20 protein-coding genes are annotated in these 26,984 nt (G+C 45.6%); 15 read left to right on the forward strand and 5 right to left on the reverse strand.

What is annotated here, in order from left to right; all coding sequences use genetic code 11:
* The first annotated feature begins 30 nt into the window (after positions 1–30).
* Positions 31–3,993 (forward strand): Ig-like domain-containing protein, encoded by a 3,963-nt coding sequence (locus AC58QG_RS19345; RefSeq protein WP_497363765.1) that lies wholly within the window; start codon positions 31–33, stop codon positions 3,991–3,993.
* Positions 3,994–4,159: 166 nt separating this feature from the next.
* Here AC58QG_RS19345 and AC58QG_RS19350 read toward each other — a convergent pair whose 3' ends face one another.
* Positions 4,160–4,636 (reverse strand): protein-tyrosine phosphatase family protein, encoded by a 477-nt coding sequence (locus tag AC58QG_RS19350; protein WP_497363766.1) that lies wholly within the window; start codon positions 4,634–4,636, stop codon positions 4,160–4,162.
* A gap of 167 nt (positions 4,637–4,803) precedes the next feature.
* On the opposite strand from AC58QG_RS19350, the gene AC58QG_RS19355 reads away from it, so the two are divergent.
* Positions 4,804–5,613, forward strand: coding sequence for a transporter substrate-binding domain-containing protein (locus AC58QG_RS19355; RefSeq protein ID WP_497363767.1), 810 nt, complete (start codon positions 4,804–4,806; stop codon positions 5,611–5,613).
* A gap of 57 nt (positions 5,614–5,670) precedes the next feature.
* On the opposite strand, the gene AC58QG_RS19360 is transcribed toward AC58QG_RS19355, so the two are convergent.
* Complete coding sequence (locus AC58QG_RS19360; RefSeq protein ID WP_497363768.1) at positions 5,671–6,117, reverse strand: LysM peptidoglycan-binding domain-containing protein; 447 nt, start codon at positions 6,115–6,117, stop codon at positions 5,671–5,673.
* A gap of 199 nt (positions 6,118–6,316) precedes the next feature.
* Between AC58QG_RS19360 and AC58QG_RS19365 the strand changes: the two genes are divergently transcribed.
* Positions 6,317–7,594 (forward strand): FAD-binding protein, encoded by a 1,278-nt coding sequence (locus AC58QG_RS19365; RefSeq protein WP_497363769.1) that lies wholly within the window; start codon positions 6,317–6,319, stop codon positions 7,592–7,594.
* Positions 7,591–8,247 (forward strand): hypothetical protein, encoded by a 657-nt coding sequence (locus AC58QG_RS19370; protein ID WP_497363770.1) that lies wholly within the window; start codon positions 7,591–7,593, stop codon positions 8,245–8,247. The genes AC58QG_RS19365 and AC58QG_RS19370 overlap by 4 nt, the downstream gene beginning before the upstream one ends.
* Before the next feature lie 62 nt (positions 8,248–8,309).
* Here AC58QG_RS19370 and AC58QG_RS19375 read toward each other — a convergent pair whose 3' ends face one another.
* On the reverse strand, positions 8,310–10,652 hold the full coding sequence (locus tag AC58QG_RS19375; protein WP_497363771.1) for a beta-propeller domain-containing protein: 2,343 nt from the start codon (positions 10,650–10,652) through the stop codon (positions 8,310–8,312).
* Between the two features lie 174 nt (positions 10,653–10,826).
* On the opposite strand from AC58QG_RS19375, the gene AC58QG_RS19380 reads away from it, so the two are divergent.
* The 3 genes from AC58QG_RS19380 to AC58QG_RS19390 all read left to right on the forward strand — a co-directional run bounded on the left by AC58QG_RS19380 (position 10,827) and on the right by AC58QG_RS19390 (position 14,988).
* Positions 10,827–11,687: a metallophosphoesterase gene (locus AC58QG_RS19380; protein ID WP_497363772.1), complete on the forward strand. Its 861-nt coding sequence runs from the start codon at positions 10,827–10,829 to the stop codon at positions 11,685–11,687.
* 900 nt (positions 11,688–12,587) lie between these two features.
* Complete coding sequence (locus AC58QG_RS19385; protein ID WP_497363773.1) at positions 12,588–13,457, forward strand: SDR family NAD(P)-dependent oxidoreductase; 870 nt, start codon at positions 12,588–12,590, stop codon at positions 13,455–13,457.
* Entirely contained in the window at positions 13,444–14,988 is a 1,545-nt protein-coding gene (locus AC58QG_RS19390) for an AMP-binding protein (protein ID WP_497363774.1), read from the forward strand. Before AC58QG_RS19385 ends, AC58QG_RS19390 begins: the two co-directional genes overlap by 14 nt.
* A 33-nt stretch (positions 14,989–15,021) precedes the next feature.
* Here the strand turns inward: AC58QG_RS19390 and AC58QG_RS19395 are convergent, their stop codons facing one another.
* Positions 15,022–15,273, reverse strand: coding sequence for a hypothetical protein (locus tag AC58QG_RS19395; RefSeq protein WP_497363926.1), 252 nt, complete (start codon positions 15,271–15,273; stop codon positions 15,022–15,024).
* 192 nt (positions 15,274–15,465) lie between these two features.
* Here AC58QG_RS19395 and AC58QG_RS19400 point away from each other — a divergent pair, with 192 nt between their 5' ends.
* Genes AC58QG_RS19400 through AC58QG_RS19410 form a run of 3 tightly spaced genes read left to right on the forward strand, consistent with a single transcriptional unit; the run spans position 15,466 to position 17,530 of the window.
* A complete protein-coding gene (locus AC58QG_RS19400; RefSeq protein WP_497363775.1) occupies positions 15,466–15,801 on the forward strand; it encodes a DUF3139 domain-containing protein in 336 nt (111 codons plus the stop codon).
* A gap of 36 nt (positions 15,802–15,837) precedes the next feature.
* Complete coding sequence (locus AC58QG_RS19405; protein ID WP_497363776.1) at positions 15,838–16,887, forward strand: serine hydrolase domain-containing protein; 1,050 nt, start codon at positions 15,838–15,840, stop codon at positions 16,885–16,887.
* A gap of 43 nt (positions 16,888–16,930) precedes the next feature.
* Positions 16,931–17,530 carry a hypothetical protein gene (locus tag AC58QG_RS19410; protein WP_497363777.1) on the forward strand — a complete coding sequence of 200 codons (600 nt, stop codon included), beginning with the start codon at positions 16,931–16,933 and terminating at the stop codon, positions 17,528–17,530.
* A 374-nt stretch (positions 17,531–17,904) separates the two neighbouring features.
* Here AC58QG_RS19410 and AC58QG_RS19415 read toward each other — a convergent pair whose 3' ends face one another.
* Positions 17,905–18,375, reverse strand: coding sequence for an SRPBCC family protein (locus AC58QG_RS19415; protein ID WP_497363778.1), 471 nt, complete (start codon positions 18,373–18,375; stop codon positions 17,905–17,907).
* A 409-nt stretch (positions 18,376–18,784) separates the two neighbouring features.
* On the opposite strand from AC58QG_RS19415, the gene AC58QG_RS19420 reads away from it, so the two are divergent.
* The 5 genes from AC58QG_RS19420 (at position 18,785) to AC58QG_RS19440 (ending at position 26,958) form a co-directional block, all read left to right on the forward strand.
* Entirely contained in the window at positions 18,785–19,750 is a 966-nt protein-coding gene (locus AC58QG_RS19420) for an ABC transporter permease (protein ID WP_497363779.1), read from the forward strand.
* A 15-nt stretch (positions 19,751–19,765) separates the two neighbouring features.
* On the forward strand, positions 19,766–20,644 hold the full coding sequence (locus AC58QG_RS19425) for a carbohydrate ABC transporter permease (RefSeq protein WP_497363780.1): 879 nt from the start codon (positions 19,766–19,768) through the stop codon (positions 20,642–20,644).
* A 63-nt stretch (positions 20,645–20,707) separates the two neighbouring features.
* Positions 20,708–22,243, forward strand: a complete 1,536-nt coding sequence (locus AC58QG_RS19430) for an extracellular solute-binding protein (RefSeq protein WP_497363781.1) — start codon at positions 20,708–20,710, stop codon at positions 22,241–22,243.
* 128 nt (positions 22,244–22,371) lie between these two features.
* On the forward strand, positions 22,372–24,642 hold the full coding sequence (locus AC58QG_RS19435; RefSeq protein WP_497363782.1) for a helix-turn-helix domain-containing protein: 2,271 nt from the start codon (positions 22,372–22,374) through the stop codon (positions 24,640–24,642).
* Between the two features lie 129 nt (positions 24,643–24,771).
* Positions 24,772–26,958 carry a glycoside hydrolase family 88/105 protein gene (locus AC58QG_RS19440; protein WP_497363783.1) on the forward strand — a complete coding sequence of 729 codons (2,187 nt, stop codon included), beginning with the start codon at positions 24,772–24,774 and terminating at the stop codon, positions 26,956–26,958.
* The last annotated feature ends 26 nt before the right edge of the window (positions 26,959–26,984 follow it).

The following is a 26,984-nucleotide window of genomic DNA, read 5'->3' on the forward strand; positions in this document are numbered from 1 at the left end:
GGTTAAAAATGATAATAAGGAGGAAATGTGATGAAGAGAATGAAAGGGTCCAGGTTTTTAAGCTTGCTGCTGGGAATCGTCATCTTGGCAGCAGGCTTCATGCCAGTGGCCGCACCATCAACGGTGTATGCAGCAGGCTCCGTCTATTACGTGGATTCGATAGGCGGCAATGATGCGAATGCTGGAACAGCTTCCGGATCAGCTTGGCAATCGCTGAGTAAAGTCAACAGCACCGTCTTTGAGCCTGGCGACGCCATTATGTTCAAGGCAGACGGTGTATGGACTGGTACGCTTTCTCCCCAAGGCTCGGGCACAGAGGGAAATCCCATTACGATTGACATGTATGGTACCGGCCGTAAGCCATTGATCGCCGGGGCTGGCGCTGCAGCAGCTGTATATTTTAACAATCAAGAGCAGTGGGAAGTCCGAAATCTGGAAATCACCAATGATGCTGCTACGAAGGCAGTACGCAGAGGCATACATGTGGACGGCACCAGTGGTGGCTACAGTAATCCTAGAGTTTTTAAGCACTTTCTTTTTGAAAATCTAGAGATCCATAATGTGAAGGGTGATACCGCCACCGATTATGCCCATAATGGCGGTATTATCGTCTGGGGAACGAACTGGGATTATCACGTATCCGATGTTGTTGTAAATAACAGCAAGATTTATTCTGTGGATAGCGTGGGCATTTACATTTACGGCGCACAGAAGAAATATTCTGCCGACTCCAAAGTAACCAACAACGTCATTTACGATGTGGGTGCAGATGGCGCGTTCATCTTGGATACGACCAATGCTTTGATCGAAAACAACATCGTGCATGACACGCATGTAAGAGCCAGCGGATATCATGTTCCGCTTTGGGTTTTTTCAGCTAAGGATGCGTTGATTCAGAACAATGAAGTTTACAATACAGCGCCGGGCGGAGACGCTATGGCTTATGATGCGGATTACAAGAGCGACGGAACCATCATTCAATATAACTACAGTCATAACAATGCAGGCGGAGCCTTCTTGGTTGTAAATGATGGTACGGTTGCGAGCAACGCCAATACCAATACGACAATCCGCTATAACATTAGCCAGAATGACAGCGGTGCCGTGTTCAATTTTAGCGGAACTCCGGATACTACCCATATATATAACAACACGGTATATCTGCCTAGATATTCGAACGCGAAAGTGGTGGATTATTTAAACTGGGGGGGGTATGCCAAAAATACGTACTTCACCAACAATATCATCACTAATCTCGGAACCGGCGGCTACAATTTTGCCGGCAGTACGAATAATGTGTTTGATCACAATCTGTTCTATGGCAACCATCCGGCCAGCGAACCGACGGATGCTAATAAAATTACGGCGGATCCGATGCTTGCCTCCCCTGGTTCGGGCGGTATAGGCAAAGATACGGTTGTCGGATACCAGCTTCTTTCTACATCTCCGGCTATTGGAACGGGTAAATTGATGACCAACAACGGAGGAAAGGATTACTTCGGCAATCCGGTGTCGGCAGTCCAAGCGCCGAATATTGGCGCTTACCAAGGTTCAGGACTGGATCCTAACAATCTTCCTCCGCTCCCACCTCCGCCTGTGGAGGAGAATCTGTTGAAGAATCCGGGATTTGAAACAGGTGATTTCACCAATTGGCCTACCCATTACAATGGGGCCACCATTGAGAACAACAATGCCCTTACTGGTATATATTCAGCCAAGCTTACAGGGACTACTGCGGGTGTTGAGCAGACCATCAGTGGATTGTATCCGAATACAATATACAAATTATATGGAAATGGCAAGAGCGCAGGCGGGGGCGATGCCGTATTTGGCGTCAAAAATTATGGCGGCACCTCCAAAGATGTCCATATGAGCGCAACCAGTTATACGAGGAAAGAGCTTACTTTTACGACGGGCAGTTCCAACACGAGCGCTACGATATATTTATATAAAAGCGGCGGCAGCGGGGACGTTTACTTCGACGATCTGGAATTGATCCAGTACAGCGCATCGCCGGGCGGACCGGTTGAACCTCCTCCCGTATATACGGAAGGTTCTGATGATGAGTTCAATGAGGCCGTGCTCAATTCACAATGGCACTGGACCCGAGAGAACCCGGCGAAATGGTCGCTGAGCACAAACCCAGGTTATATGAGAATTGTAAGTGAGAACGGAGATATCGCGGGCGGAAGCGCCGATGCGAAGAACATCCTTCTCACCGGTGCGCCTGAAGGAAACTGGGCTATTGATACGAAGCTCGAAGGCAAGCCGAATTCGCAGTGGTCGCAAGGTGGATTGGTCGTGTATGTAAATGACGATACCTATATCCGGATGACCCGTTTGTATGGTAGCGGCAATCAGTTACAGTTTGACGTTAAGGTTAATGGTGTACGTACCCATATGGAGGCACCCGATACGATTGGATCGAATGTATCTTATTTTCGAATTGTTAAGTATGGAGATAAGTATGCCGGATATTATTCGGTCGACGGTGTCACTTATACCCAGATAGGTAACACAGTAACTGTCGACCTCGATGATCCCAAAATCGGTCTAATTGTCTGTGGGGGAACGGGACTTACCGCGGATTTTGACTATTTCCATATTATAACTAGTGGCATAACGGAACCTCCACCTCCCCCCCCGCCTGTACCTGTCGCGGTGTCTGGCGTTACGCTGAATAAATCCGCATTGAGTCTGAAGGTCGGTGGGACGTCAACATTGTCGGCTGTCGTATCTCCTTCTAATGCTGCCAATAAAACGGTGACATGGAGCTCGAACAATTCCGCCGTAGCGCAGGTGGATGCGGGTGGAAACATCACTGCTGTGGGTGAGGGAACAGCTTTGGTTACTGTAACCACAATAGACGGTAACAAAACAGCCGTTTCTTTCGTGGAGGTTGTGTCTGCGAACAATTTGCTGAACAACCCTGGATTTGAGACTGGAGATTTCACCAACTGGCCATCGCATTTTAATCAGTCAGCCATTGTGAATACGAACACCCATACAGGAACGTACGCAGCCAAATTGGCAACCGCATACGGGGGGATAGAGCAAATAGTAACGGGTCTAACTCCAAACACAACGTATACGCTCTCGGCATGGGCCATGGGGATCAATGGTGAGTTCGGAGTCAGGGATTTCGGCAGTTATAAACGCCAGGTGTATATAAATTCGACGGAGTATACGAGGAATGAGATTACGTTTACCACAGGCAGCACAAATACAAGTGCGACCATCCTCATGTACAAACGTGCAGCTGCAGGCGAGGCATACTTTGACGACTTTGAACTTGTCCAGAATAGCGCGCCACCAACGCCGCCACCTGTCGCGGTAACAGGGGTCTCGCTGAATCAAGCCGGATTGAGCCTGAAAATCGGTGCGGTTGCAACATTGTCGGCCACCGTCGCACCTTCCAATGCCGCCAATAAAGCGGTGATCTGGAGCTCGGACAATCTCTCAGTCGCAACTGTGGATGCGAGTGGAAACGTAACCGCTGTAGGTGAGGGAACAGCTTCGGTTACCGTGACGACAGTTGACGGCTCCAAAACGGCCGTTTGCTTCGTGGAGGTTGTGCCCGCGATTAATTTGCTGAACAATCCCGGATTTGAGACAGGAGATTTCACGAGCTGGCCATCGCATTTTAATCAATCCGCAATCGTGAATACGAACGCCCGTACAGGGACGTACGCAGCCAAATTGGCAACGGCCTACGGGGGGATCGAGCAATTTATAACTGGACTGACGCCAAACACAATGTATACGATCTCTGCATGGGCCAAGGCGGTAGGTGGAGGCGCTGCACAGTTCGGAGTGAGGGATTTCGGTAGTTACCAACGTCAGGTGTATGTAAATTCTGTGGAATATACAAAGAAAGAATACACATTCACTACAGGAAGTACGAACACGAGTGCGACCATATTTATGTACAAACATGTAGTGGATGGAGAAGTTTACTTCGATGACTTGGAGCTTGTTCAGGTAAGCCCTTGATCTGCTTTATTACACGTACCGGTTACCAGGGATATGGCAGGTAATTTCAGACAATGGACTCCTTAATCGTAGTTGGCAACAATGAATGAGTAAGCAAAAGAGGTTGGTTTCTTGTACATTATCGTGTACGAGTAACCAGCCTCCTTTTTCAGTTGTGGTTCATGATTTATGTGTGAAATAATTTCTCAATAGCTTCACGCTGCGCTGGTTTAATATTTACCTTAGAACGAATGCTTTTGGCCAGAGCTTCAGCTTCTTCAATGGTCTGACTCTTGCCTAAAGTTATCAAAGTACCCACCGCGACAGCCCCCGTTCTGCCGCCACCGCCTGCACAGTGGAACCCGACCTTTTTACCGCTTTGGTAAGCTTCAACCACTTGCTCAATAGCTTGTTGAAACAACAAGTCTTGCGGTCCCGCTGCATTGTCTCCAAGAGGGACTTGAATCCATTGAACATCGTCATTCGGATAAGCGCATTCCGTTGCCTCTGCACGCAAATCCACGATGACTTCAACACCTTCATTTTTAACCATATCCTCAACGTCCGAAGCTCCGCCAAAATAAATCCGATCCTCGATTAAGGCTTGATAGTTTTTATGTCTATTATCCTCATTAGCGTGCTTGCCTTCTAATGGTTTGTCCATGTGAAACATCTCCTCTCCCTTTTCCTAATTGTATCAGTATATAATCATGCACCTATGTATGAAAGTCAAGAAATTATAAACTCCAAAGGCTAGCGAAGAAACTGCATAACCGTCTAAACATTTACAAATAATACCTATGTTTACCTAATGAGGAGGGTATTGAAGAAATGAATGAAAGCGTTAGTAGCAAACGAGGAATCGTCCTGTTAATCCCCCTGTTGGTAGCCCTGATTGCTTCAGGATGCACGCAGAATAAAACGGTCAAAGTCGGTATTGAGGAAAATTTCCGCCCATATACATTTGTGGATGGAGGCGAGAACAAGGGCTTTGAGGTGGATTTATGGCAAGCGATCGCGAAAAAGTCGAAATTGAAATATGAGTTGGTTCCAATGGAAATGGGCGAATTGAATAAAGGTTTGAGGTCCGGTGATATTGATTTGGCCATTGCTGGGAAGACAATTTCAGATGCACGAAGTAACGATCTGGAGTATTCCGATCCTTATTTTCAAACAAACTTAGTGATTCTTACTGCTTCAGAGAACGCGGTTATCAAAGGGAAAGATGACTTGGTGCAAAAAGCGATAGCAACGGAAAATGGCTCGGCGGGGTATTACTATGCAAGTGAAATTCAAGGGGTGAAAATCCATAGCTTTTCCAAAATTGCTGATGCCTACAGCGAGTTAAACAACCATACCGTAGATGCAGTTATCGTTGAAGAACGCAATGCCCAGGATTTTATTAAAAGCACAGCGCAAGGGTCCGTGAAAATAGCTGGAGAGCCGTTCAAAAAAGAAAGCCTGGCTATTCTTGCCAAAAAGAAAAACAAGTACATCGGAAGAATCAACGAAGCGCTCCAATCCGTATCCAAAGATGGAACCTATGAAGACTTGTACACCAAGTGGTTCGCAAGTAAGCCGAAAATGATGCCGAACAAGATAAAAAAAGAAGTCGAACACGATTTACAACATGAAGCGTGAAAGTTCAAAAAAAGCTGTCCCATAAGTAGATTCTTCTACTTTGGGACAGCTTTTTAGTTACGGGGATGGTGGTTGCATATGAGCTGCCGTTTGTTGCGTGGGGTACATGGGTACTGAGGCCCCAGCATCAGGTGCTTCATGTTCTAGGTACATTTTGTGACATTGCATTTTATACAAGCGGGGAATATAAGTGATGTTTCCTGGCATCAGAGTTTCTGGCTGCTGAATGTGTGGGTTCATGGCCTCAAGAATCGGTTGAGGGACATTGTACTTTTGAGCCAATTTCCCAAACGTATCTCCTTCTATACACTGATGCTGAGCAAAATAGGTGCCATCTCGATCGTCTTCCCCTCTAAGGAAGAATGGAAACGCGAAAGGAGTAAGGAAGAAATAAGGGAGTAATCTACGACGAGGAAAGTAAGGGTTGAAAAAAGGGCCTCCAAAGCCGTAGTGTGGGTATCCAAATCCCCCATATCCGTATCCAAATCCAGGTCCAAAGCCCATGTGTGTTGCCTCCGTTTATGATAATATCGTCATGCTACCATGTATCATATGGGCTGTTGTCATAATCGGTTCATGATGAGCAGTAAGATAGGCTTGTTCGGGGGCAGTCATGACGAATTGAGGCTTTCGATAGTTGGATATGTTAAAATGTTTCAATATGAAGGCAGAGTCAAATAGATGCAATGGGAGTGATAGATCGATGACGAATAATCGGAACTGGGCAGGCAATTATACATACTCTACTTCAAAATTTCATGTTCCCGCGAGCATGGAAGACCTACAGGAATTAGTGGCTCGGAGCAGCCATATCAAGGTGCTTGGCACGCGCCATTCGTTTAATGGCATAGCCGACTGTACGGACAGCTTGATCTCGCTTCAGAACCTGAATCGCGTGATTTCGCTGGACCGAACGAATCATAAAGTAACTGTTGAAGCAGGCATTCACTATGGCGAGCTAGGGCAATATCTTCATGAGAATGGGTATGCGTTGCACAACTTAGCATCATTGCCGCACATTACAGTTGCAGGTGCCTGTGCGACAGCCACGCATGGTTCCGGGGATCGGAATGGCAATCTGGCGACAGCAGTTCATGCTATGGAAGTCGTTAAAGCAGACGGAAGTATCGCTACGTTCTCTCGTGAGCAACAAGACGGGCTCCTTGCCGGAGCAGCGGTTGGACTTGGCGGACTAGGGGTCGTTACGAAAATCACCTTGGATGTGGTTCCATCTTTTCAAATGAATCAACATGTGTACGACAACTTGCCATTGGCGCAGCTTGAAGAGCACTTCAATGATATTTTCTCCAGTGGCTATAGTGTCAGTCTGTTCACAGACTGGAAGGAGTCTTCGTTTAATCAACTGTGGTTGAAGCGTAAAATGAAGGGTCATTCCTCCACCTCTGAGCAGGTGGAAGCTGAATTTTTTGGAGCAAAGCTCGCTGACATGCATCGTCATCCGGTGCCAGGTCACACATCCGAGAATTGCAGTGAACAGATGGGGATTCCAGGTCCGTGGCATGAGCGGATGCCGCATTTCCGGATGGATTTCACCCCAAGTGCTGGGGAGGAGTTGCAAAGCGAGTATTTCGTGCCCCGTCAACATGCCTACGAGGCATTATGTGCGCTCGACCGTATCAAGGAGCTTATATCTCCACTGCTTTATGTTTCTGAGGTACGTACAATTGACGAAGACGATTTGTGGATGAGCCCTTGTTACAAACAGCAGTCAGTAGGGTTTCATTTTACGTGGAAACCGAATTGGGAGGCTGTTAGGCAGGTGCTGCCTATTATTGAAGAGCATCTTGAGCCTTTCCAGGCGCGGCCGCATTGGGGCAAGCTGTCCACTATGCCACCGGCACGCGTGCAGTCGCTTTACGAGAAGCTGCCCGACTTTCAGCAGCTGCTTCTTCAATGTGACCCGAAAGGGAAGTTCCGCAATGACTACTTGAAGACTTATATCATGGGAGACGTACGATGAAAAGAATTGGATGCTTCCATGCCCATTATTCCAATATTGAACATATTGACAATGCTCTGCAAGGTTTAGGTGTTGAACTCATTCATTTTGTAGATCCAGGTCTGGATCGGATCAAGCACGATGCCGATTTCACGACGGAAATAGCCCAAAAGAAAGTGCTCGATACACTGTCTTGGATAGCTAATTGTCACGTGGACGCGATCTTAATGACATGTACTTTTTTTACAGCCATCTATGATTCAGAACTGCATCCCTTTCTTATCCCAATTATCAAAATCGATGATCCGTTGTTCGAAGAGATCTGTCAGATGAATCAACCTACGGTTGTTGCCTTTACGAACCCGAACACCGTACAAGGTACGATGAATCAATTAGCAGCTTACGCCAAAAAGAAAGGGATAGCGCTAGAAGCAGCGCCTGTCCTTCTAGAGAATACCTTTGATCTCATTATGCAAGGTAAAAAGAGTGAGTACGTCCAAGCTGTCTCACAGGGTTTGATTCAAATCATCGAGGAAAATCCAACGAAGCGCGTGATTGCAGCCCAGCTTTCGATGGTTCCAGCCGCACAGGCTGCTGAAAAGCAAACCAATGTTTCCGTTGGGAACCAACTCGTATCGTTAGCCACGTATATGAAAGAGGTTTTGGACATATAAATTGGCCCGAGCCCAACGCAAAAGCCCCGATCCTTATAGGATTCGAGGCTTTTTTCGTTTGCTTATGGAATGACCACTGCGTTCTTTTCTTGCAGTGTATTGAGGTCGTTCGCTTTAATGATTCCGTTCGAGACGGTATACAGCGTATCGCCGATATAGAGAACGCGCTCCACCTGCTTGTCACCGGCATAAAAGTGCTGCCCTGCTTTTTTCAGTTCCTCCTGCGAGAGATGGGTGATGCCGCCGCGGAACTGGAACCCCTTTTCCAAATCAAGGTTGTAGACGTACGCTCCTTGGAAAGCAAAGCTTCCGTATGCACTAGCCACATTCTTCGGATTGCTTGCCGCTTGATTCGGATCTATTTTCATCACGGTAACAGGGAAGGAGAGCAGATTTTTCTCTTTGGAGAAGAGCAACGCGCGGTGATTACTCAGCAGCTGAGAATCGGTTCCACGATCGCCGATCATTTCCGTAAATTTCTCCTTCGGATTATTCACATCGGATACATCGAACAAAGCTACTTTCATGCCTTGATAATAGGCGATGGATTGTGAGCCTGTCACGTTTTTGTTTTCAACCTCAACGGTATCCTTCCCGAAGCCAATAATATGGTTTTCATCATAGGGATGCAGATAGTTGCTGTAGCCTGGGATCTTCAGTGCCCCTAACATTTTTGGCTGATCAGGTTGCTTTAAATCCAAGACGAATAGCGGGTCGGTGTTTTTAAAAGTAACCATGTAGGCGCGGTCGCCCATGAAGCGGGTGGAATAAATGCGCTCACCTGGCGCGATGTTTAAGATTTTGCCTACCTCTTTCAGGTTCGCGTCAAGGATGTAGACATGGTTTTTCGATGTTCCCTCATCTGTCCGCCAGATTTCTCCTGTGGTTGTGGCAAGACGGAGGTGACCGTTATGCTCATCCATGGAGAATTGGTTGAGTAGATGGCCAGGCACTTTGCCGGTATTTTTATATACGGCTTTTCCTGTGTTCAGCCCGAATTGATAGAGAATCGTTTCCTGTTGTTGATCTTCATATTTCGTTGCGGCCACATATAAGTTCTCTTCGGAGGCGTACACGTTCTGCCCCGAGCCGAGGTATGAGGTAACATTCATCGTCTGGGTTAGATCATCCAGGTTAATGCCTCCGATGAGCACATAGTTAGGTTCAAGTGCTTTGGGCAAATAGTAGATCTGATCTAATGGAACCGAAGTAAAGGAATCGCCTGCCGATGAATCTCGGTAAGAGGGGGCTAGTTCTTTTTTCGCGCCATCCGTATTCGCTATTTCGCGGTAATGATAGTAATTGACATACTTATTGGCGATAAAATAAAGAGACGATCCGATTTTGCGGGAAGAGATGTAGCTCCCTTCAAGTTCAGCGTCTTTAACTAGCTTCAAGTTACTCCGATCCGTGAGATCGTAAACCATGACCCTCGTAGTTGCCTGCGACCTGATTGGTGAGATCAGCCTCTTGTCTGAAATGGCTACACTGCTACTGCTGCTGCTGGCAGCCTCATTATAGGGTACCGGCTTGAAGTTCTGATAAGATTGCCCCAACACAATCAGGTGCTTATCGTCTACGTAGATTTCACTTGGTAGAAACTGCGTACTTTGAGTTTTGGGGAAATTAAGGATACTCAGCACTTTCATCTGATCAGCGGGATAAGCCTGCGTAACGACAATGCGCTGCTTATTCACGGTATAGATGTACGTTCCATCCGACTTGACGACGTCCGATTCATCGACACCTTGAACTTGTACGTTCGTTCCAGAATACTCAGGTGACACGGACTTGGCCAAGTCTCGGGCCGCGACACCAGCACTGTCGGCTGTAGCAGGTGCTGAGGAAATAGTGGAAGATTCAGAGACGGCTGATTTTGTTATGACCCCTTCAGGGCGTTGGTTGCTTTCATTTTGCGTCAATAGGGTAACCAAGTGGTCATAGGTTCCGACAACCGGCAAGCTGTCAGCTTGTTTGGTGATGGCAACAGAGCTGGTTGCTGAATCCCAGCGAACAATCTGATTCGCGCTTTCCATAAAGAAACGCAGCGGTACGTAGAGGGAGCCATCTACGATTTGCGTGATTCCGTTCATGGTGGCGGCATTCCCATTTACGTAGGCATAGTCGGTGTGCACGGGCAGCTTCAATTCGTATCCGTTCCGTGTAACAACAGCAACCCGTTCAGCCTCATTCCACGCCACTTCCATCCCTAAAGCGCTTGCAAGATCGCGAACAGACGCCATCAAAATCCCTTCCATCATGCGAGGCTGCTGCGAGAAAGCGATCGGTTGGCCCTCAAGCTTGACGATAGTTTCCTGACCAGCATTCGTAGAGACAGGCGTAAAAGCCGATGTTAACAGGATCGCGGTCGATAGAAGGCCTGCGGCTAAAACCTTTTTCTTCATTTGGCTCATCCTTTGCTTAGTTAATGTACGTTTCCATTATTTTTATCTGTACCCATTAAACGGATGGTATTGAACATTTGTTTCACCTTTTTGGAAATATTTTTCTGGAAATCGTCTATGACATTCAGCGGGTGAAAATAGCAAGTTGGCCCCTTTTTGATATATGATGATGATATGAAAAATATGGATAAAATGAGTCGTCGTTCCTTTTTGAAAAAGGGTTTAATGCTAGGTGGAGGTCTACTATCGGTCCCCCCTATTAGTTACGGATATGCCACGTGGGTTGAGCCCCGTTGGTTGCAAGTCGAGCGAATTCCGCTCTCGTTCCCTACACTGCCTGAGGCATTCAAGGGGCTGCGGATTGTACAATTCAGCGATCTGCATTTTGGATTTCATTTGGATATCAAGCAATTAACCAAGGTAGCAGAGGTCATTCAGGCGGAAAAACCGGACATCGTATGCTTTACAGGCGATCTAGTCGATTATGAGATTGGCCAACATGGTCAAGCCATTCGAGATGTTTTGCGTACGATTACAGCGACTTACGGCTGCTATGCCGTGCTCGGCAATCATGATTACTACGGAGATGTTGAGGAAGTAGCGGACGTTCTAGAGGAAGGGGGATTTCGCTGCCTGCGCAATAAGGGTGTGCGGATACAGAAAAGCAACCAATCCATTGGGATCGTCGGTGTAGAAGATATGTGGGAGGGCGTTCCTAATCTTAAAGCGGCTATGCAACCGGTGCAAAAGGAGGCCTGGGTGCTCTTATTATCTCATGCACCAGATTATGCGGATGTTGCTGCTAGTGAAGCTGTCCATTTGCAACTCTCAGGGCATTCCCACGGTGGTCAAGTGAGACTCCCGTTCATTGGACCATTGGCTTCGGTTCCCTATGGCATAAAATATCCATACGGACGCTATCAGGTCGGACAGAATAAGTCGCTCACTCTTTATACGAATCGGGGGATCGGTGTGTCGGTACAACCCATTCGGTTCATGTGTCGACCTGAGATTACGGTGTTGACGTTGGTTTAAGAGAAGAGGCCTCATGCAGCTTGCGCAAGAGGTCTTCTTTTGACATTGGGATTCCTTGTACGAAATAACGGGAGAACATACAGTTAATTCCGTGAGAATCCTCGATTTTCTAGAAATAACTGTAAAACCTACATGTAGTTTTAAGTGATTTCTTCAGAAACCGCTGAAACTCAAAAATTAGCTGCATATTTTCCAGCTAATCTTTAAACTCCAGCTGAAACCGGAAAAATAACGGGAGGTTTTCCAGTTATTGTTGAGTGTGAAGTTGACCGTCAGGAGGATTTCCTTGTTTGCTTGAATTAGTGGACAACGGAGGCACCTGTCTTGTAGTTCTTCTTCATGCCAAGTAACGATTTCAAATAGTTCGTTAATCTAATCTCGATGAATTGATAAGAAAGATGAGAAATTAATAACGACAAAGTTAGAGTTACAAAAGCATAAATAAGAAAAGTAAGGAACGAACTGTCTGTGTATACTTGTAGTTTAGGCATGATCTTTTTCAATGGAAACATAATGAACGTGTGCCACATGTACAAACTGTAGCCCAAGTATCGTAGTGGATGGAGTTTTAGGAAATCAGCCAGTAAACCATGCCCCATGATGAGGGATACAAAGACTGGAAAGGCCAGTAGGGTTGGTATTAGAATATTGAAATTCTCCATACCATAGGATAAGTAAATGAAAATAAGAAATAAGAAACTATTTAAATAAAATAAGGTGTAGGGCTTGTAGAATTGTTTTCCAAAACGCTAGAATTGTAGATATGATAGATAACGACAGACAGGGCAAGAAAACCCCTTAATCCGATTAAAGCCTCAATTGAATTCTTCATATATGTATCCCCTTACCGTCTATTCATTTCATTATAGTACCATAAAAGGTAAAGAAGGTAGTGAATTCATGCCAAGCGCTAGCAGATACAGCCTTCTCGAATATCTCTTATTTCCATCGACGAATTTGAATAGACAGAAACTGGAGAACCAGCTAGCAGGCAAAACGGTTCTTATAACCGGAGCCAGTTCCGGAATAGGAGAACAACTCGCTTATCTGCTTTCTGATATTCAGGTTCATCTGATCTTGGTAGCTAGACGAGAGGCAAAGCTCTTGGCCATGAAGAGTCAAATCGAAGCGAAAGCAGCCCGCGTCAGTGTGTTCTCAGCGGATCTTCGAGATCAGAGGGACATGGAGGGTTTGCTGACCTTTCTCCATATACTGCCGGATGGGTTAGATATCGTCATCAGTAATGCGGGTCATTCGATTAAGCGTTCCATTCAGCAGTCATTGGACCGCTATCATGATTTCACACGGACAATGGCGATTAATTATTTCGCCCCCGTGCAACTGCTGTTGTCTACCATTCCCCTTCTTGAAAAAAGAGGCGGGCACGTCATCCATGTCTCTACGGTCAATACGATGTTGCTCCCCTTGCCGCATTGGGCTGCGTACCAGGCTTCGAAGTCTGCTTTTGACACCTGGTTCCAGTCTGCCGCTCCCGAGCTGAACATGATGGGGATCGCCACGACCGTGGTCTATCTACCGCTAGTTCGAACACCTATGATTCTGCCGACCGCTGCGTATCGTAAGGTCCCCGCTATGTCCCCAGGGCAGGTTGCCAAGATGATCGGGAAAGCGATCTATACGCAAAGAAAGACACTCAAACCATGGTGGCTGATTTTCGGACAGCTAGCTTCCGTATTTCTCAGAAGATATTGGGAGTACACCATGCCAAGAATGCTAAGGAAAAAGGGTAACGGCCATGAGGATATTTAAACTGATCTATGTGTTATATCAAATGAGACTGCTCTCGCTGGTAGCGTTGTTCCGGTTAGCCTCCGCCATTTACACCTCTGGCATCAATCTGATGGCTTTACTTCATTTTGCAGCTAGAACCTACGGGAACCAAATCGCTATTGTTGATGAGCGGGAAACCTTAACTTACAAGGAATTGTTTGCACAATCCAAACAGCTTTCGGCCATTTTGAAGATGAAATACCAACTTACTGGCGGCAAGAAGGTGGGCTTTCTGTGCAAAAACCATACTTCACTGGTGAAAGCCATCTATGCGGTTTCTTTTACGGGGGCTGATATTTATCTACTGAATGCGGAAATGAGCAAGGGCCAATTGCAGGGGATTCTGGAAAGTAAAGATTTTCACCTTGTGGTCTATGATGACGAACTAAGCGCCTTACTTGAGCAAACTACGTACACGAACGCCAAACTGTTGAGCCATCATCCTACAGATCCTGCTGCGATAAATAATATCTCTATACCAACGAATTACGCAAAGCAAAGACAGCGCCGAGCTTCCTCCGGGAAATTAGTGCTGTTGACAGGCGGGACCACAGGCAAGGCCAAAGAAGCGGCGCATAAACCATCGCTTTTCAATTATTTGGATCCATTTGCGGCATTCCTTAAGCGGCTGCAAATCCTAAAAAAGCATACGGCTTACATTGCGACACCTATTTATCACGGTTATGGCGTAGCTGTGCTGCTCCTATTCTGTGCATTGGGAAAAAAAGTAGTGATTCATCGGGGATTCGATGCAGAGAAAGCTTGTCGCTTGATTCGGGAACATCAGGTTGATATCGTAACGGTAGTACCTTTAATGGTGCATAAAATGTTAAATACCAACGTGGACGATTTGAAATCACTGTCTTGTATAGCTTCAGGCGGTGCCGAACTCAATCCTAAATTGGTCCAAGAGACGTTAAGTCAATTGGGAGATGTGTTGTACAATCTTTACGGCACTTCGGAAGCGGGCTTGAATATCATAGCAGTTCCACAGGATTTGACCTACTCCGCAGACACGATCGGCAGACAGATAAACGGTGTCCATTTAAAAATTATGGATGAACAGAAAAGAGAAGCTGCAATCGGCAGCGTAGGTCACATATGTATTAGAAACAGATGGTCTATGCGAAACAAGGCTCATGCATGGATCGAAACCGGCGATTTGGGCTATCGGGATGAGAAGGGATACTATTTTTTGCGCGGAAGAGTGGACAGTATGATTGTTTCAGCGGGGGAAAATGTGTATCCGTTTGAAGTGGAACAAATCTTACGCACTCACCCATTCGTCGAGGATGTAGCCGTCTTAGGGATCCCGGACGAGCATTTCGGGCAGCGGTTGAAAGCGTTGGTTCAGTTGGTTCCACATGCGGAAATGACAAACAGGGAGCTTATGGATTGGCTGCGCACCAGATTGGCGCGGTTTCAGTTGCCCAAAGAGATCAGCTTCGTCGAGCAGTTGCCCTATACACCTTTAGGGAAATTGGATAAAAAAGTGTTGAATGAGAAATGACCACCACAGGATTTATTTGCGGTGGTCATTGTTTTAGAAGAAGGGTCTGAAAGGCGAAAATGGTCTGGACTCCACAAGAAAAATGGCTAAGAGATCAAACAGAACTAATGGGATAAGGAATGGCAGGAACGAGATATGGGCTTTCTTTCCATTACGTGTTGGTTTCAAATAGACCTTGTGTCCGTCGACTTTCACAATGGTTCCACGGTAAGTGCCGTGTGTCGTTTTAATCGTAACTTCTCGATTGAGGTACTTTTTACAAATTGAATAAGAATCTGATCGCATCAAGGGAATACCCCCTTTCTAGCTTTATTAATCTAGTATATGTCCGTCTCATAGAACAAGTGTGTGTGTTAGACAACTATTCCTTTAGAAGAAATATATAAACCTAATTTCAGCTAAAATTTGGTATAATTGCGAATAAAGAACATTGATTCTATGATGTGACGAAGGGCCTAAATGCCGTGGAGGATGTTAGTGAATAAAAGAAAATGGCTCTGGGTTAGCGTTAGCATTGTATTCTTCGTAATATCGATGTATTTTTTTGTTGAAGTAAAGAAAAGCAATCTTGAGAAGGAATTACAAGCATATCTAGTTAACGAGAAACAATACCAAATTTCCGAAATTTCTGAGATTAAAGCATATTTTGGGAAGGTGCCTCAAATGGGGGTATATGTACTTTTTAAAGATGAACCTGGAGTTTACTATACGTATACGGATAGAGGAATTGGACAATGGATTCAGGTTGGACCTAGTGACGCGGATATTAGAAGAGGAATAAAATATACTCATTTAGAAGAAGGACGTAAATAAGGGAAGACATAAGACATATAAGTTGGAGGAATTAATATGTATAAGTTCATCCTTTCACTTCCGATCAAACCCCTACTTATTTTAACTGTAGGATCGGGCTTCCTGTTGTCTACTGCAGGCTGTACTCAAGAGGCATCATCCGTCTCCAGTCACGTTGCCACAGCTAACCCGAATAACGGATTTATATGGCCTACCGACAAGTGGAATACGTCTGTCCCCGAGGAACAGGGCTTGGATTCTAGTGTTCTTGCAGCTTCGGAAAAACGAATCAATGAGAACTACCCCAATGTATACAGTTTGCTTGTTGTCCGGCATGGGTACATGGTGTACGAAAAATACTATCAAGGCATGGATGGTAACCGTTACAATCCTGTTTATTCCGTAACCAAAAGCGTCATGTCCGCTTTGACGGGCATTGCCATTGACCAAAAGCTTCTGGAAGGTCCCGATCAAAAGCTGTCGGACTTACTGCCGCAATATTTTACCGACGGGAACGCTTCTCCCAAAGCATCCATCACGATCAAGAATGTATTGACGTTGACTGACGGTCTCGAGCCTGTTGACAGCAACTATGAAGCCTTTTTCTCCAGCAAGGATTGGATGGACTATACGATTAAGAAGCCGATGAAGGATAAACCCGGGGAGAAATTTTCCTATAATACGGGTATTCCCCAATTCTTATCGGGCGCGATTGCCAAAGCCTCCAAAATGAGCACGAAAGATTTCGCTCAAACCAATCTGTTTAAGCCTATGGGGATCCTTGTTCAAAAATGGGATGCCGATTCGACCGGGGTATACGGTGGGGGAAGCGGATTGTACCTAACACCTCCCGAATTGGCGAAATTCGGTTTATTGTATTTGAAGAACGGTTCTTGGGATGGCAAGCAGATCATCCCCAAGGAATGGGTTCAAGAATCCGTGAAGCAACAAGTCCAGTCTAAGGACGATCGCGGTTACGGCTATATCGTGATCGTCCCCGATCTGGACTTGGTCGCAGTGGTCACGGCGAACCTGCAGTCCTCTTCTTTGGATAAGAAGGATACGAAGGATTTGATCTCCGATTTCGTCATTGCCGCTGTCAAATAACAGGCTTTTAGGCGAAGAATAGGCAAATGAATTGGAGGGGAATATGAAATCAAAATATAAGGTATTCATTTTGGCTATCGTTATGTTATGTGCAGCTAGCTGGTACTCATACATCAGTTATATAGGTGGGACTCGATTTACTGCAATCGGCGCTGCGAAAGCACAATCATCAGTCGGAGTGGATGCAACCGTTTTTGATCAATTAGATTTACCATGGGGAAAAATATTTCTGTTAGACACTCCTAGGGGAGAACGAACATCAGTGGTTCGTAAGAAAGGACCTTTTTGGCTTTCAAATGCGGTTATGACATTGGACCATGCAAATGTTTCAGAACCAGTAAGGACTGTTGGTTGGCTTAATTACCAGTACACAGGTGTGGTTCCCCCAGAGTCGATAGCATTAATAGCTGTAATTACAAATGACCCAAATGTTGCATTTATCGAAGTCGGGGAAGGGACAGATCGTGTAAAAAGGAAAATAGAACAAAACCAACCCTTAGTAGTATGGTGGCCTAAAGCATTTATTGGGTCTTTATTAAAACCTATAGCATTTTCATCTGAAGGTAAACCCCTTTATGAATACCGTTATGCTCATGAGAGCGTAACAGATACAACGACATTAAGATGGTATCCAATTAATTAGTGTAGGGTGAGGTTGTTCCATGAACAAGGCTGGGTGTACCTCCTATGCCACCGTAGTTATTATTTCAAAGGAATAAGTCCCCACTCCCCGTACTAATCGATTAGAAAATGGGGCTGTTTGGATGGATTAATTGGATTATATACAGTTATTTTCAGGGATATAGCCTACTGAAGGCAATTAGATGGATTTTATACAGTTAATTTGCTCATACTGCCCCAGTTAGACAAAATTGGTTGAAATTAACAGGGTAAAATCCAGTTATTTGCTCAGATGAAGGAATTTCGTGCGATTTATATACAGAAAATCCAGTTATTTTGCTGAGCAGGTTTGATGATATTGTTGACTCTAAATGATTGAGCTAAGGCCTCTTACTTTTAAGACATACTTGCCAGATGCTCCTCAAGACGATCCATGGTTTGTTCGGCCCCTGGGACGGCATAAGTTTTCACCTTATCGAATACATCGGCAGTTTCTTCAAAAACCGAACTATAAGTAAGTTTGGTTTTACCATTCAGATCCTCAATGATTGCGGTCGCTAGAAAATGGGGAAACACATCATGCTTGATGACGATTCGCTCAGGTTTAACGATCTCGACAAAGATGTTGGTATTGGGATAATCAACGCCATCAGGACTGTGCATGATAAACTGCCATGTACCACCCGGTTTCAAATCAAACGTCTGAAAAGTCGTCGTAAAACCTTGAGGTCCCCACCACTTCGACAGGTGCTCCTCTTTCGTCCATGCATCAAACACAATCTCGCGGGAAGTATCAAATATGCGAGTAATTATAATCTCGCGATCCCCCACTTGCGCTGCGATTTTGTTTGCGTTGTTTTGGTTCATGTTCATCCCTCCAAAATGAGTTTGACTAAGCTCCAATCGATTGCAATCTCCGAAATTTTCCATTCCCAGTATATCACACCTAGGATGGTCTTAATCGCCTCTGCGAAAGCCGAGCATACTAAACTTAAGTCTTTAGAATACACAGAAGGATAGATCTCTTAGAAAGTCTCGGTGAGCTAGTACAGTCATCGGGACTTTTTTATTGTGTGCACCAATCATTCATGAGGACCAGTCGAACAAATGATCAAAATGGGTCAGTTACACACTGGACGTATCGTGAAACCCCTTTCTGAACAAATGAATATAGACGGATATTTCCTACGCTCATTAGAATAAAAACCGTAAGCACCGCATTTGAAGGTGTGGTGCGGCGGATATGATTCATTAGACAGAAGGAGTGAACGACATAATGGGTGCAGTCGATTATTCAGCACATAAACAGGCTGACGCACGATTTAAAAGGAGAAGATGGAATCGCGTGACAGGGAAGCTACTCAAGGATCGGTGGCTATATGTCATGCTGTTGCCCGGCATTATCTACTTCTTAATATTCAAATACGGTCCCATGTGGGGAATTGCGATTGGGTTTCAGGATTATTCTCCGTTCCAGGGGATGTCGGGAAGTAAGTGGGTGGGTTTGAAGCATTTTATCCGTTTGTTCAGTGAACCTACCTTTTTTAAACTACTGAGAAACACACTGATCTTGTCTTTTGTTAATCTGATCGTTGTCTTTCCAATGCCGATTATTGTAGCGCTTATGCTCAATGAGCTGAGGAAAGAAAGGTTTAAGAAATTAATACAAACGATGATCTACATCCCTCACTTCATGTCCTGGGTGATCATTATCGGCATGTTCTATGTCCTGTTTGAGTCGACAGATGGCCTATTTCAGAAATGGATCGTTTCGCTCGGTTTCGAACCATTCACGTTTATGATGGACCCCGATAAATTTATCCCCATGTATATCCTTCAAAATATATGGCGCGATACCGGATGGGGGACGATCATCTTCCTGGCTGCTCTGGCAGGCGTGGATACGCATCTCTACGAGGCAGCCCGTATGGACGGTGCCAGCCGGTTGCGACAAATGTGGCATATCACGCTGCCGTCGATCAGGAGCACCATTATGATCCTGTTTATTTTACAACTTGGCAATATTCTTGAGCTCGGATTCGAGCATGTCTATTTGCTTCTTAACTCCCTCAACCGGGAAGTAGCAGAAATATTTGACACGTATGTCTACACGTCTGGGATTCTGAACGGCATGTACAGTTATTCGACGGCCATAGGTGTGTTCAAATCAGTAGTAGGTCTTATTCTGGTCGTACTCGCCAATCGGTTATCCAAAAAATTCGGAGAAGAAGGCATATTCTAAGGAAGGGTGAAAGCCATGATTCAAGAGCGAAGTTGGGGCTCCCGCTTATTTGATTATATCAATTATACATTTCTGATCTTGTTTGCGCTTAGTACAGTGCTTCCCTTTGTCCACATTGTCAGTTCATCATTTGCCAGCCCGACGGAAAAGCTTACGAAAGATTTCGTGCTGTTTCCAACGCATTTCACGCTGGATGCGTACCGCTTTATATTCTCAACAGACCGTATCCTGAATGCTCTGCTGGTAACCATACTGATAACAGTTGGAGGAACCATAGTAAATCTAATCATGACCTGCCTAATGGCCTATCCGCTTTCCAGAAGAGATTTAATCGGGCGTAAGCCAATTATGATGATGGTGATCTTCACGCTCTTGTTCAGCGGAGGCTTGATTCCTACCTTTCTAATCGTAAAAGCCTTGGGATTGCTGGATTCCATGTGGGCACTCATTATTCCGAGTGCGATTAGTACCTTTAATCTCATAATTATCAAAAACTTTTTCCAGCAGATGCCGGATGGGATTGAAGAATCGGCCAAAATCGACGGTGCCAATGATCTAAGTATCCTAATACGCATCATCCTTCCGCTATCGCTGCCGGCACTGGCGACATTCGGACTGTTCTATGCAGTTGGACATTGGAATACGTTCTTGTCTGCCATTCTGTATATCCGAGATACCGACAAATGGCCGATTCAAGTCCTGCTTCGCTCTTTTGTCCTGTTATCCGAAGGCCGGTTGGACGATGCTGCGAACCTAGACGGGGATATCCAACTGCCGCCAGAAACAGTGAAAATGGCTGTCATTACAGTGGCTACGCTTCCAATCCTCTGCGTGTATCCTTTTTTACAAAAGCATTTTGCGAAAGGTGTTTTTGTGGGTTCGATTAAAGGCTAATTACTTCACGGACCCATTTAACTATAGTACTATCAAATATTATATAACGGAGGTCTTGATCACATGGATTTGAACAAGAACGCAGGAGTAAAAGCACTTGTGGCGGTTAGCGTGGTTGGTTTACTGATGACGACAGCTTGTTCCGCTGAAAAGCAAACAACTGGGCAGACAACATCTGCAAAGCAAACGGAAAATCCGAAGGACGCACAGCCTACGACAATCGAAATTATGAGCACGTTGGCCGGCGTAGCACCGAAAGAAACAAGTGATGTACAAAAAGAACTGGAGAAACTTACGAATACGAAGCTGAACATTACTTGGGTACCTGAAACGGCCTATAAAGAGAAGTTGAACGCCACAATGGCTTCCGGAACGCTTCCACAGGTCATGTTCACGAATGAAACAAAATCGGCTAATATCATTAATGCAGCTCGATCGGGAGCATTCTGGGAAGTGGGTCCATATTTGAAGGACTATCCGAATTTGAGCAAACAAGTGGACCCAGAGGTGTTGAAAGGAGTTGCGATTGACGGTAAATACTACATGCTTCCCCGTCACCGCGATGCTGCCCGCCATGTGATTACGATCCGCAAGGACTGGTTGGATAAGTTGGGGCTAGCGATGCCGAAGACGTTGGATGACTTATACAAAGTGTCGAAAGCATTTACAGAAAATGACCCAGACGGAAATGGCAAGAAGGATACGGTTGGCTTGGTGGAAGACGGGTTAAATGCACTGGTGCGCAACATAGCCGTTTATCATGGCGCTCCGATGAATTTTGGTTTGCAAAACGGTCAAGTAGTTCCCAACTTCCTGACGTCGGAGTACTTGGATGGCCTCAAATTTTACCGAAAACTGTATGCCGAAAAACTAATGAATCCTGACTTTGCTATCATTAATACGCAGCAACGCCGAGATATGATGACTCAAGGAAAAGCAGGTATCATGATTGCTGTAGAATCCGATGCCCCACCTATTCAGAAAGATGCGGTAAAGCTGAATCCGAAAGCTGAGTTCGATTTGATTCAAGGCGTGACGGGACCACAAGGGCTGAGGGTATCGGCTACTTCAGGGTACAATGGAGCCCTTGTATTTTCCAAGAGCAGTATTAAAACGGAAGCGGAGTTCAAGAAAATTCTAGCGTTCTATGACAAAATATCGACTCCTGAAATGTTAACATTGACGGGGAAAGGCATTAAAGATATCGATTACAAGATCGTAGACGGATTCGTTGAGCCTGTTAATCCCCGCGCCGAGGATCGCAAGGCGGATGCCAACTTCCTCGCTTTTGGAGTTGCAAATCCAAGTAATGAATTACCAATTAAATCAACAGATCCGCTAGTCATAAAAGGGAAAAAGCTAGTGGCCGACAACGCTAAAATTGCTATTTACGATGTAACGACACCGCTTGATTCCAAAACCAAAACCGAGAAAGGACCAGAATTGGATAAAATTAGCCGTGACGCACAGATCAAATTCATCATGGGTGAAATCGACGAGGAAGGGTACAAAAAATCACTTGAACAGTGGCGTAAAGCTGGTGGTGATCAAATTATCAAGGAATTTACAGAGGACTACAAGAAGCAAGGCGGTAAATAATCGGTCTTAAAAAGATGGGAGGTCTCTTCCGTCTTTTTCCGCTTACTAACGGGAACCGGCTAGCTATAATCAGTTATATGCTAAAATAAGAACTGAAGGATCAAGCATCCAGCAGCGGAGGTATGTTCATGAAAACTCGAGGTCTAACATATTTAAATAAACTAGTGCTATACGGGTTTGTACTTGGTGTCGTACCTCTGCTGGCATTGGGATTTTTCTCTTATTTTCGCACATCGGGGACGATTCAAAACTATGTGGAGGAAGGCAACTTACAAATATTAAAGTTAAGCCAGTCACGCATTGAGCAGAACCTGAAGACGGTAGAAGCTTCAGCCACAACAATGCTTCATTCCCCCTTTGTGGAGAGTGTGCTCTCCCTGCCGCTGGAGGGTAAATATTATAACGAATTTGAACAGCTAACTGGCAGTATTCGTCAATTGCAGGTGTTTGAGCTAGGTGTAAGCGATATCGAATTCTATAACATGCACGGTAAATGGAGAATTGGAAATAAGGGAATTTACGCCTTCAACCAAAATGGCAGCCAGTCAACTTTGGAAATTCCGCAGAAGACAGTATGGGAATCCAATCAGAATGGCATTCGCATGATTAGCAAGAAGCCTGCTTATGATCCAGACCCTGATGTGATCATAACGGCAGACATTCCATTCTCACACCTGCGCAAGCTGCTGCTAGACACAAGCCCGCTTGGAAGCGTGTTTATGTTGGACAGTAAGATGAAATTGCTTGGTTATCAAGACGAAAGCTTCACTCGTGCCTTTCTGGGTGAAACAGAGTTAACCAATCAATTGAACCGATTCGATGCCGATATGGGTAAAATCAATATCCAGTATGGTAGCCAGGATTATGCAGTTACCTTTATTCGGTCCAGCCTCACTGGATGGATGTATGTGTCGGCGGTTTCAATCGATATGATCACGCAAGAATCGAAAGCGATCGGTCAGTTTACAATCTGGATTTGTTTGATCATTACGTTCCTTGTTCTTATCTTTTCGGTCATGGGTTCCAATCGATTTTACAGTCCGATACGCAAGCTTTATGCCACAGTAGTCGGCCAGGATGTACGCCAACCACTCCCGTATTTTAAACGCGAGGATGAGCTTCAGCAGATTGGTACACGGTTTCTTTCCTTGTTGAATCGACAACAGGAAATGTCTGGTCAAATCCAAGGGCAAGTTGCACAGTTAAATCAATTTTTTGTACAAAAGCTCTTCTTTGGCGAGGTTGGACCGAGGGAAATAAAGGAGAAGTTGTCCGTCCTTCAATATCCGCAGAGTTGGCGAAGCCTATATGTAATGGCTATTGAAATCGATACATTGGAAGGAAGCCGATATCAGGATCAGGATCTAGACCTGCTGTTGTTCGCCGTAAACAATATTGCGGGGGAACTTGCTCCACAACATTCTCTGCTAAATCCAATCGTGCTGAACGAATCTCAGTTGACGATTCTGGGCACTGACCTTAACGATCCGAACTGGGAAGAGAACGTGTATAAGTTGGCAGAAGAGATTCAGCGCGCGGTTCGCACGTATTTAAATATTTCGGTTAGCGTCGGACTTAGTTATGCATTTGAGGAATGGACGAAGGTACCTAAAGCTTATAAAGAAGCAATTGATGCTCTCAGATACCGCGTCAAGCTCGGTCACGAGGCGATTATTTCCATACGTGATATTTTTGCGGATTCCCCTGCTGAGACTTCGTATCCTGTCAAGATTTCGGATGAACTCAGGCAGGCGGTCAATGCTTCCGACTTGGAACAAGCGACCCATCTTCTGCATCAAATGGTTCGGGAACTGGTTGTTCAGCCGTTTCACTTCCACGATTACCAGTTTTCCCTTATTCGGTTTTTGTCCGAACTGGGTAGTCTGCTTCAGGATCAAGGAATCTCGATTCGCACGCTAATGAAAGATGATGAATCGATTGTAGAAACTTTGTTCAAGTTGAGAACGACGGAAGAGGTCGAGGCTTGGTTTAAGGAAGTCGTTATAGGTCCGGTATTGCTACTGTTGGAGGAAAGACGCAGCCATCAATTCCGTAAAATTTCGGAAGCTGTCATCCAGATGATCCACGATGAATACGATACGGACTTGACTTTGGAACTATGTGCCGACCGCATCGACTACCATCCCCATTATGTCAGCAAAGTGTTTCGCCAAGAGGCTGGCGTTAATTTCGGTGACTATTTGTTACAATACCGGCTGACGATTGCTAAGCAGATGCTCCTAGAAACGAATATGAAAATCTCCGATATCTCGGAAAAGTTGAAGTATACGAATTCGACTAATTTTATCCGTTCTTTCCGTAAAGTAGAAGGGGAGACACCTGGTCAGTATCGCGAACGGATGCTAGAGATTCCTGCTACAGGAAGTACAACGAAATAAGCGAGTAATCAAGTGCCCTTCGAAACCGTGAAATGAACCGGTTGAAGGGCGTTTTTGTGCTATATGAACAAATGAATATAGACTGAGATCAAGCTGGGAACCTATATTTAAGCGAAAGGAGGAAGAAGAATGAAACATTATTTCGAAGTGGAAGCCGGCATGTCATATAAGCTGGCAAGTCAGGATACGGACACCATCCTTGAGACGATTACAGGGGCATATATGGCGAACAATCCCCCACATCCGTTCGTATTCCGCTGCTATAGCAGGCTTGCGATCCCTCAGCTGCAGGATGGCAGATTCGAATTTAATATGCATGATAAGCATCCCGATGCGTCCTTTGGCCAGTACGCCTTCGCTCTTGGAATGCTTTGGAGTGACAACGTCAGGTCTGTCGAAACGGCTGTCAATTGTTATGGTCCGACCAAGCTGCTGCTGAATGGTAAGCTGCTGTATAAATCTGGTGTAGCCGAAGAGGTAAATGTACAGACTCGAAAGATCGTTGAAGTACAGTTGCAAAAAGGCTGGAATGCTTTCCTACTCGTTTTCCGCAAGGTAGCTTCCGGTTTCGGTTGTATATTCGGCTCGAACCGCAGCCATTCGACTCCGTTGGACTTTATGAACCCGTTTCATGAACGATATGACTGTGGCGGTTGGCTTTATTCGGAACCGCAAGACGATGAAAGGTTTGGAGAAACGGTCTTTCCTGATGTAAGAGGAGCCGAGTCGGAATCCCCTGCCCGGTGGTTTCCTTCTCAAGCGTGGACGGCGGATCAGGTGTCGCTGATGAACTGCGCTAGAATATTCGGGATTCAGCCAAACAAGGTGGCATATGCGTGGTCCAAAGGAGAATCCTTCCTAGCCGGTAGGAATCCATTCACCTTGAAAGGATGGACAACCGGCCAGCTGCGCATCTGGGTTAACGATGAGCTAGTTGCCATGTCCGAGAAGGAGGGGCCATTTGAGGTTGAGGCCAATCTCCCTTACGGGGCACACAATTGGTTAGTCGAGTCGGCCTGCGGCGAGAGAGATTGGGGTTTTTCACTGGAAGTGTCCGCTGGAGATGAGGCGTATTCATTCAGTCAGCCGCACCCGGTGAAAGGAACGGAGGAATGTTGGTTTTACTTAGGACCGCTGGAGCGCTCCGAGGACATTGTCCCTGAACAGTTGCAAACGATGTTCCATGTGTTTGAAACGGATGCTGGCAACCATACCTACTGGCGGATAGACAGACCAGGCGTTTGGATCAGACCCTACCTGCAAAATGCCCGTTTCGCAAGGTGGAACTATCCAATTGGCGTGACATTGTACGGCCTTCTCAAGACCGGTAGAAAGCTTGGTAGATACGATATTGTCCGATACGTCCTTCAACATCTGAAGTCGTGTACGACCATGTACAACTACTCCTTGTGGGACCGTGAGCAGTACGGGTATCCAGCCATTAACACGAAGCTGGTTGATATGAAAATGCTAGACGATTGCGGTTCGATCGGCAGTGCGATGCTGGAGGCAAATAAAGAGGCACAGGATGATGGTTTTATCAGGCTGGCGCATATCATTGCCGATTATATGGCAAACACACAAGAACGGCAGGATGACGGTGCGTTCTATCGGGAATCCAAAGGCTATTACATGGAAAATACGTTATGGGCGGACGACTTGTACATGAGTACCCCATTCCTGATCCGATATTACAAGCTGACAGGTGAACGCAAATGGCTGGATGAAGCGGCCAGACAATTTCTTCTTTTTAAGAAATACTTGTATCTCCCCGATAAAAAACTGATGTCTCATGTCTATGATTTCAAATTTCATATGGCTAATGGGATACCTTGGGGTCGCGGAAATGGCTGGGTTATCTTTTCTTTGTCAGAGTTGCTGGAGATGATGCCGGAGGACCATCAGGACAGAGAAGCGTTGCTTGCCTTCTTCAGAGACTTTTCCGAAGGGTTACTTGCTCGCCAGGGGAAGAATGGCTTGTGGCATCAAGTATTGACAGATGAAGGATCGTTCGAGGAAACGTCCTGCACATCGATGTTTATATATGCTTTTGCCAGAGGGGTTCGATTCGGCTGGCTGGATCAGCCACGGATTTATGCAGATGCGGTACGTAAGGCGTGGAGCGGATTGATCAGCCATGCCTTTGAGGGCAATGGCTCGGTCCATGGTGTGTGCTGCGGATCCAAATATTCCTATTCCCCTGATTATTACAAGTATGATCTTAAGGCGGTTACGAATGATCCACATGGCATTGGTATCGTCCTGCTTGCCGGAATCGAAGCTGATGCTATGAACCAGGTGTTATCAACTTTATAGATTGCAGAATGCATGATGAGGAGTGG

The sequence above is a fragment of the Paenibacillus sp. J22P169 genome (assembly GCF_059691995.1).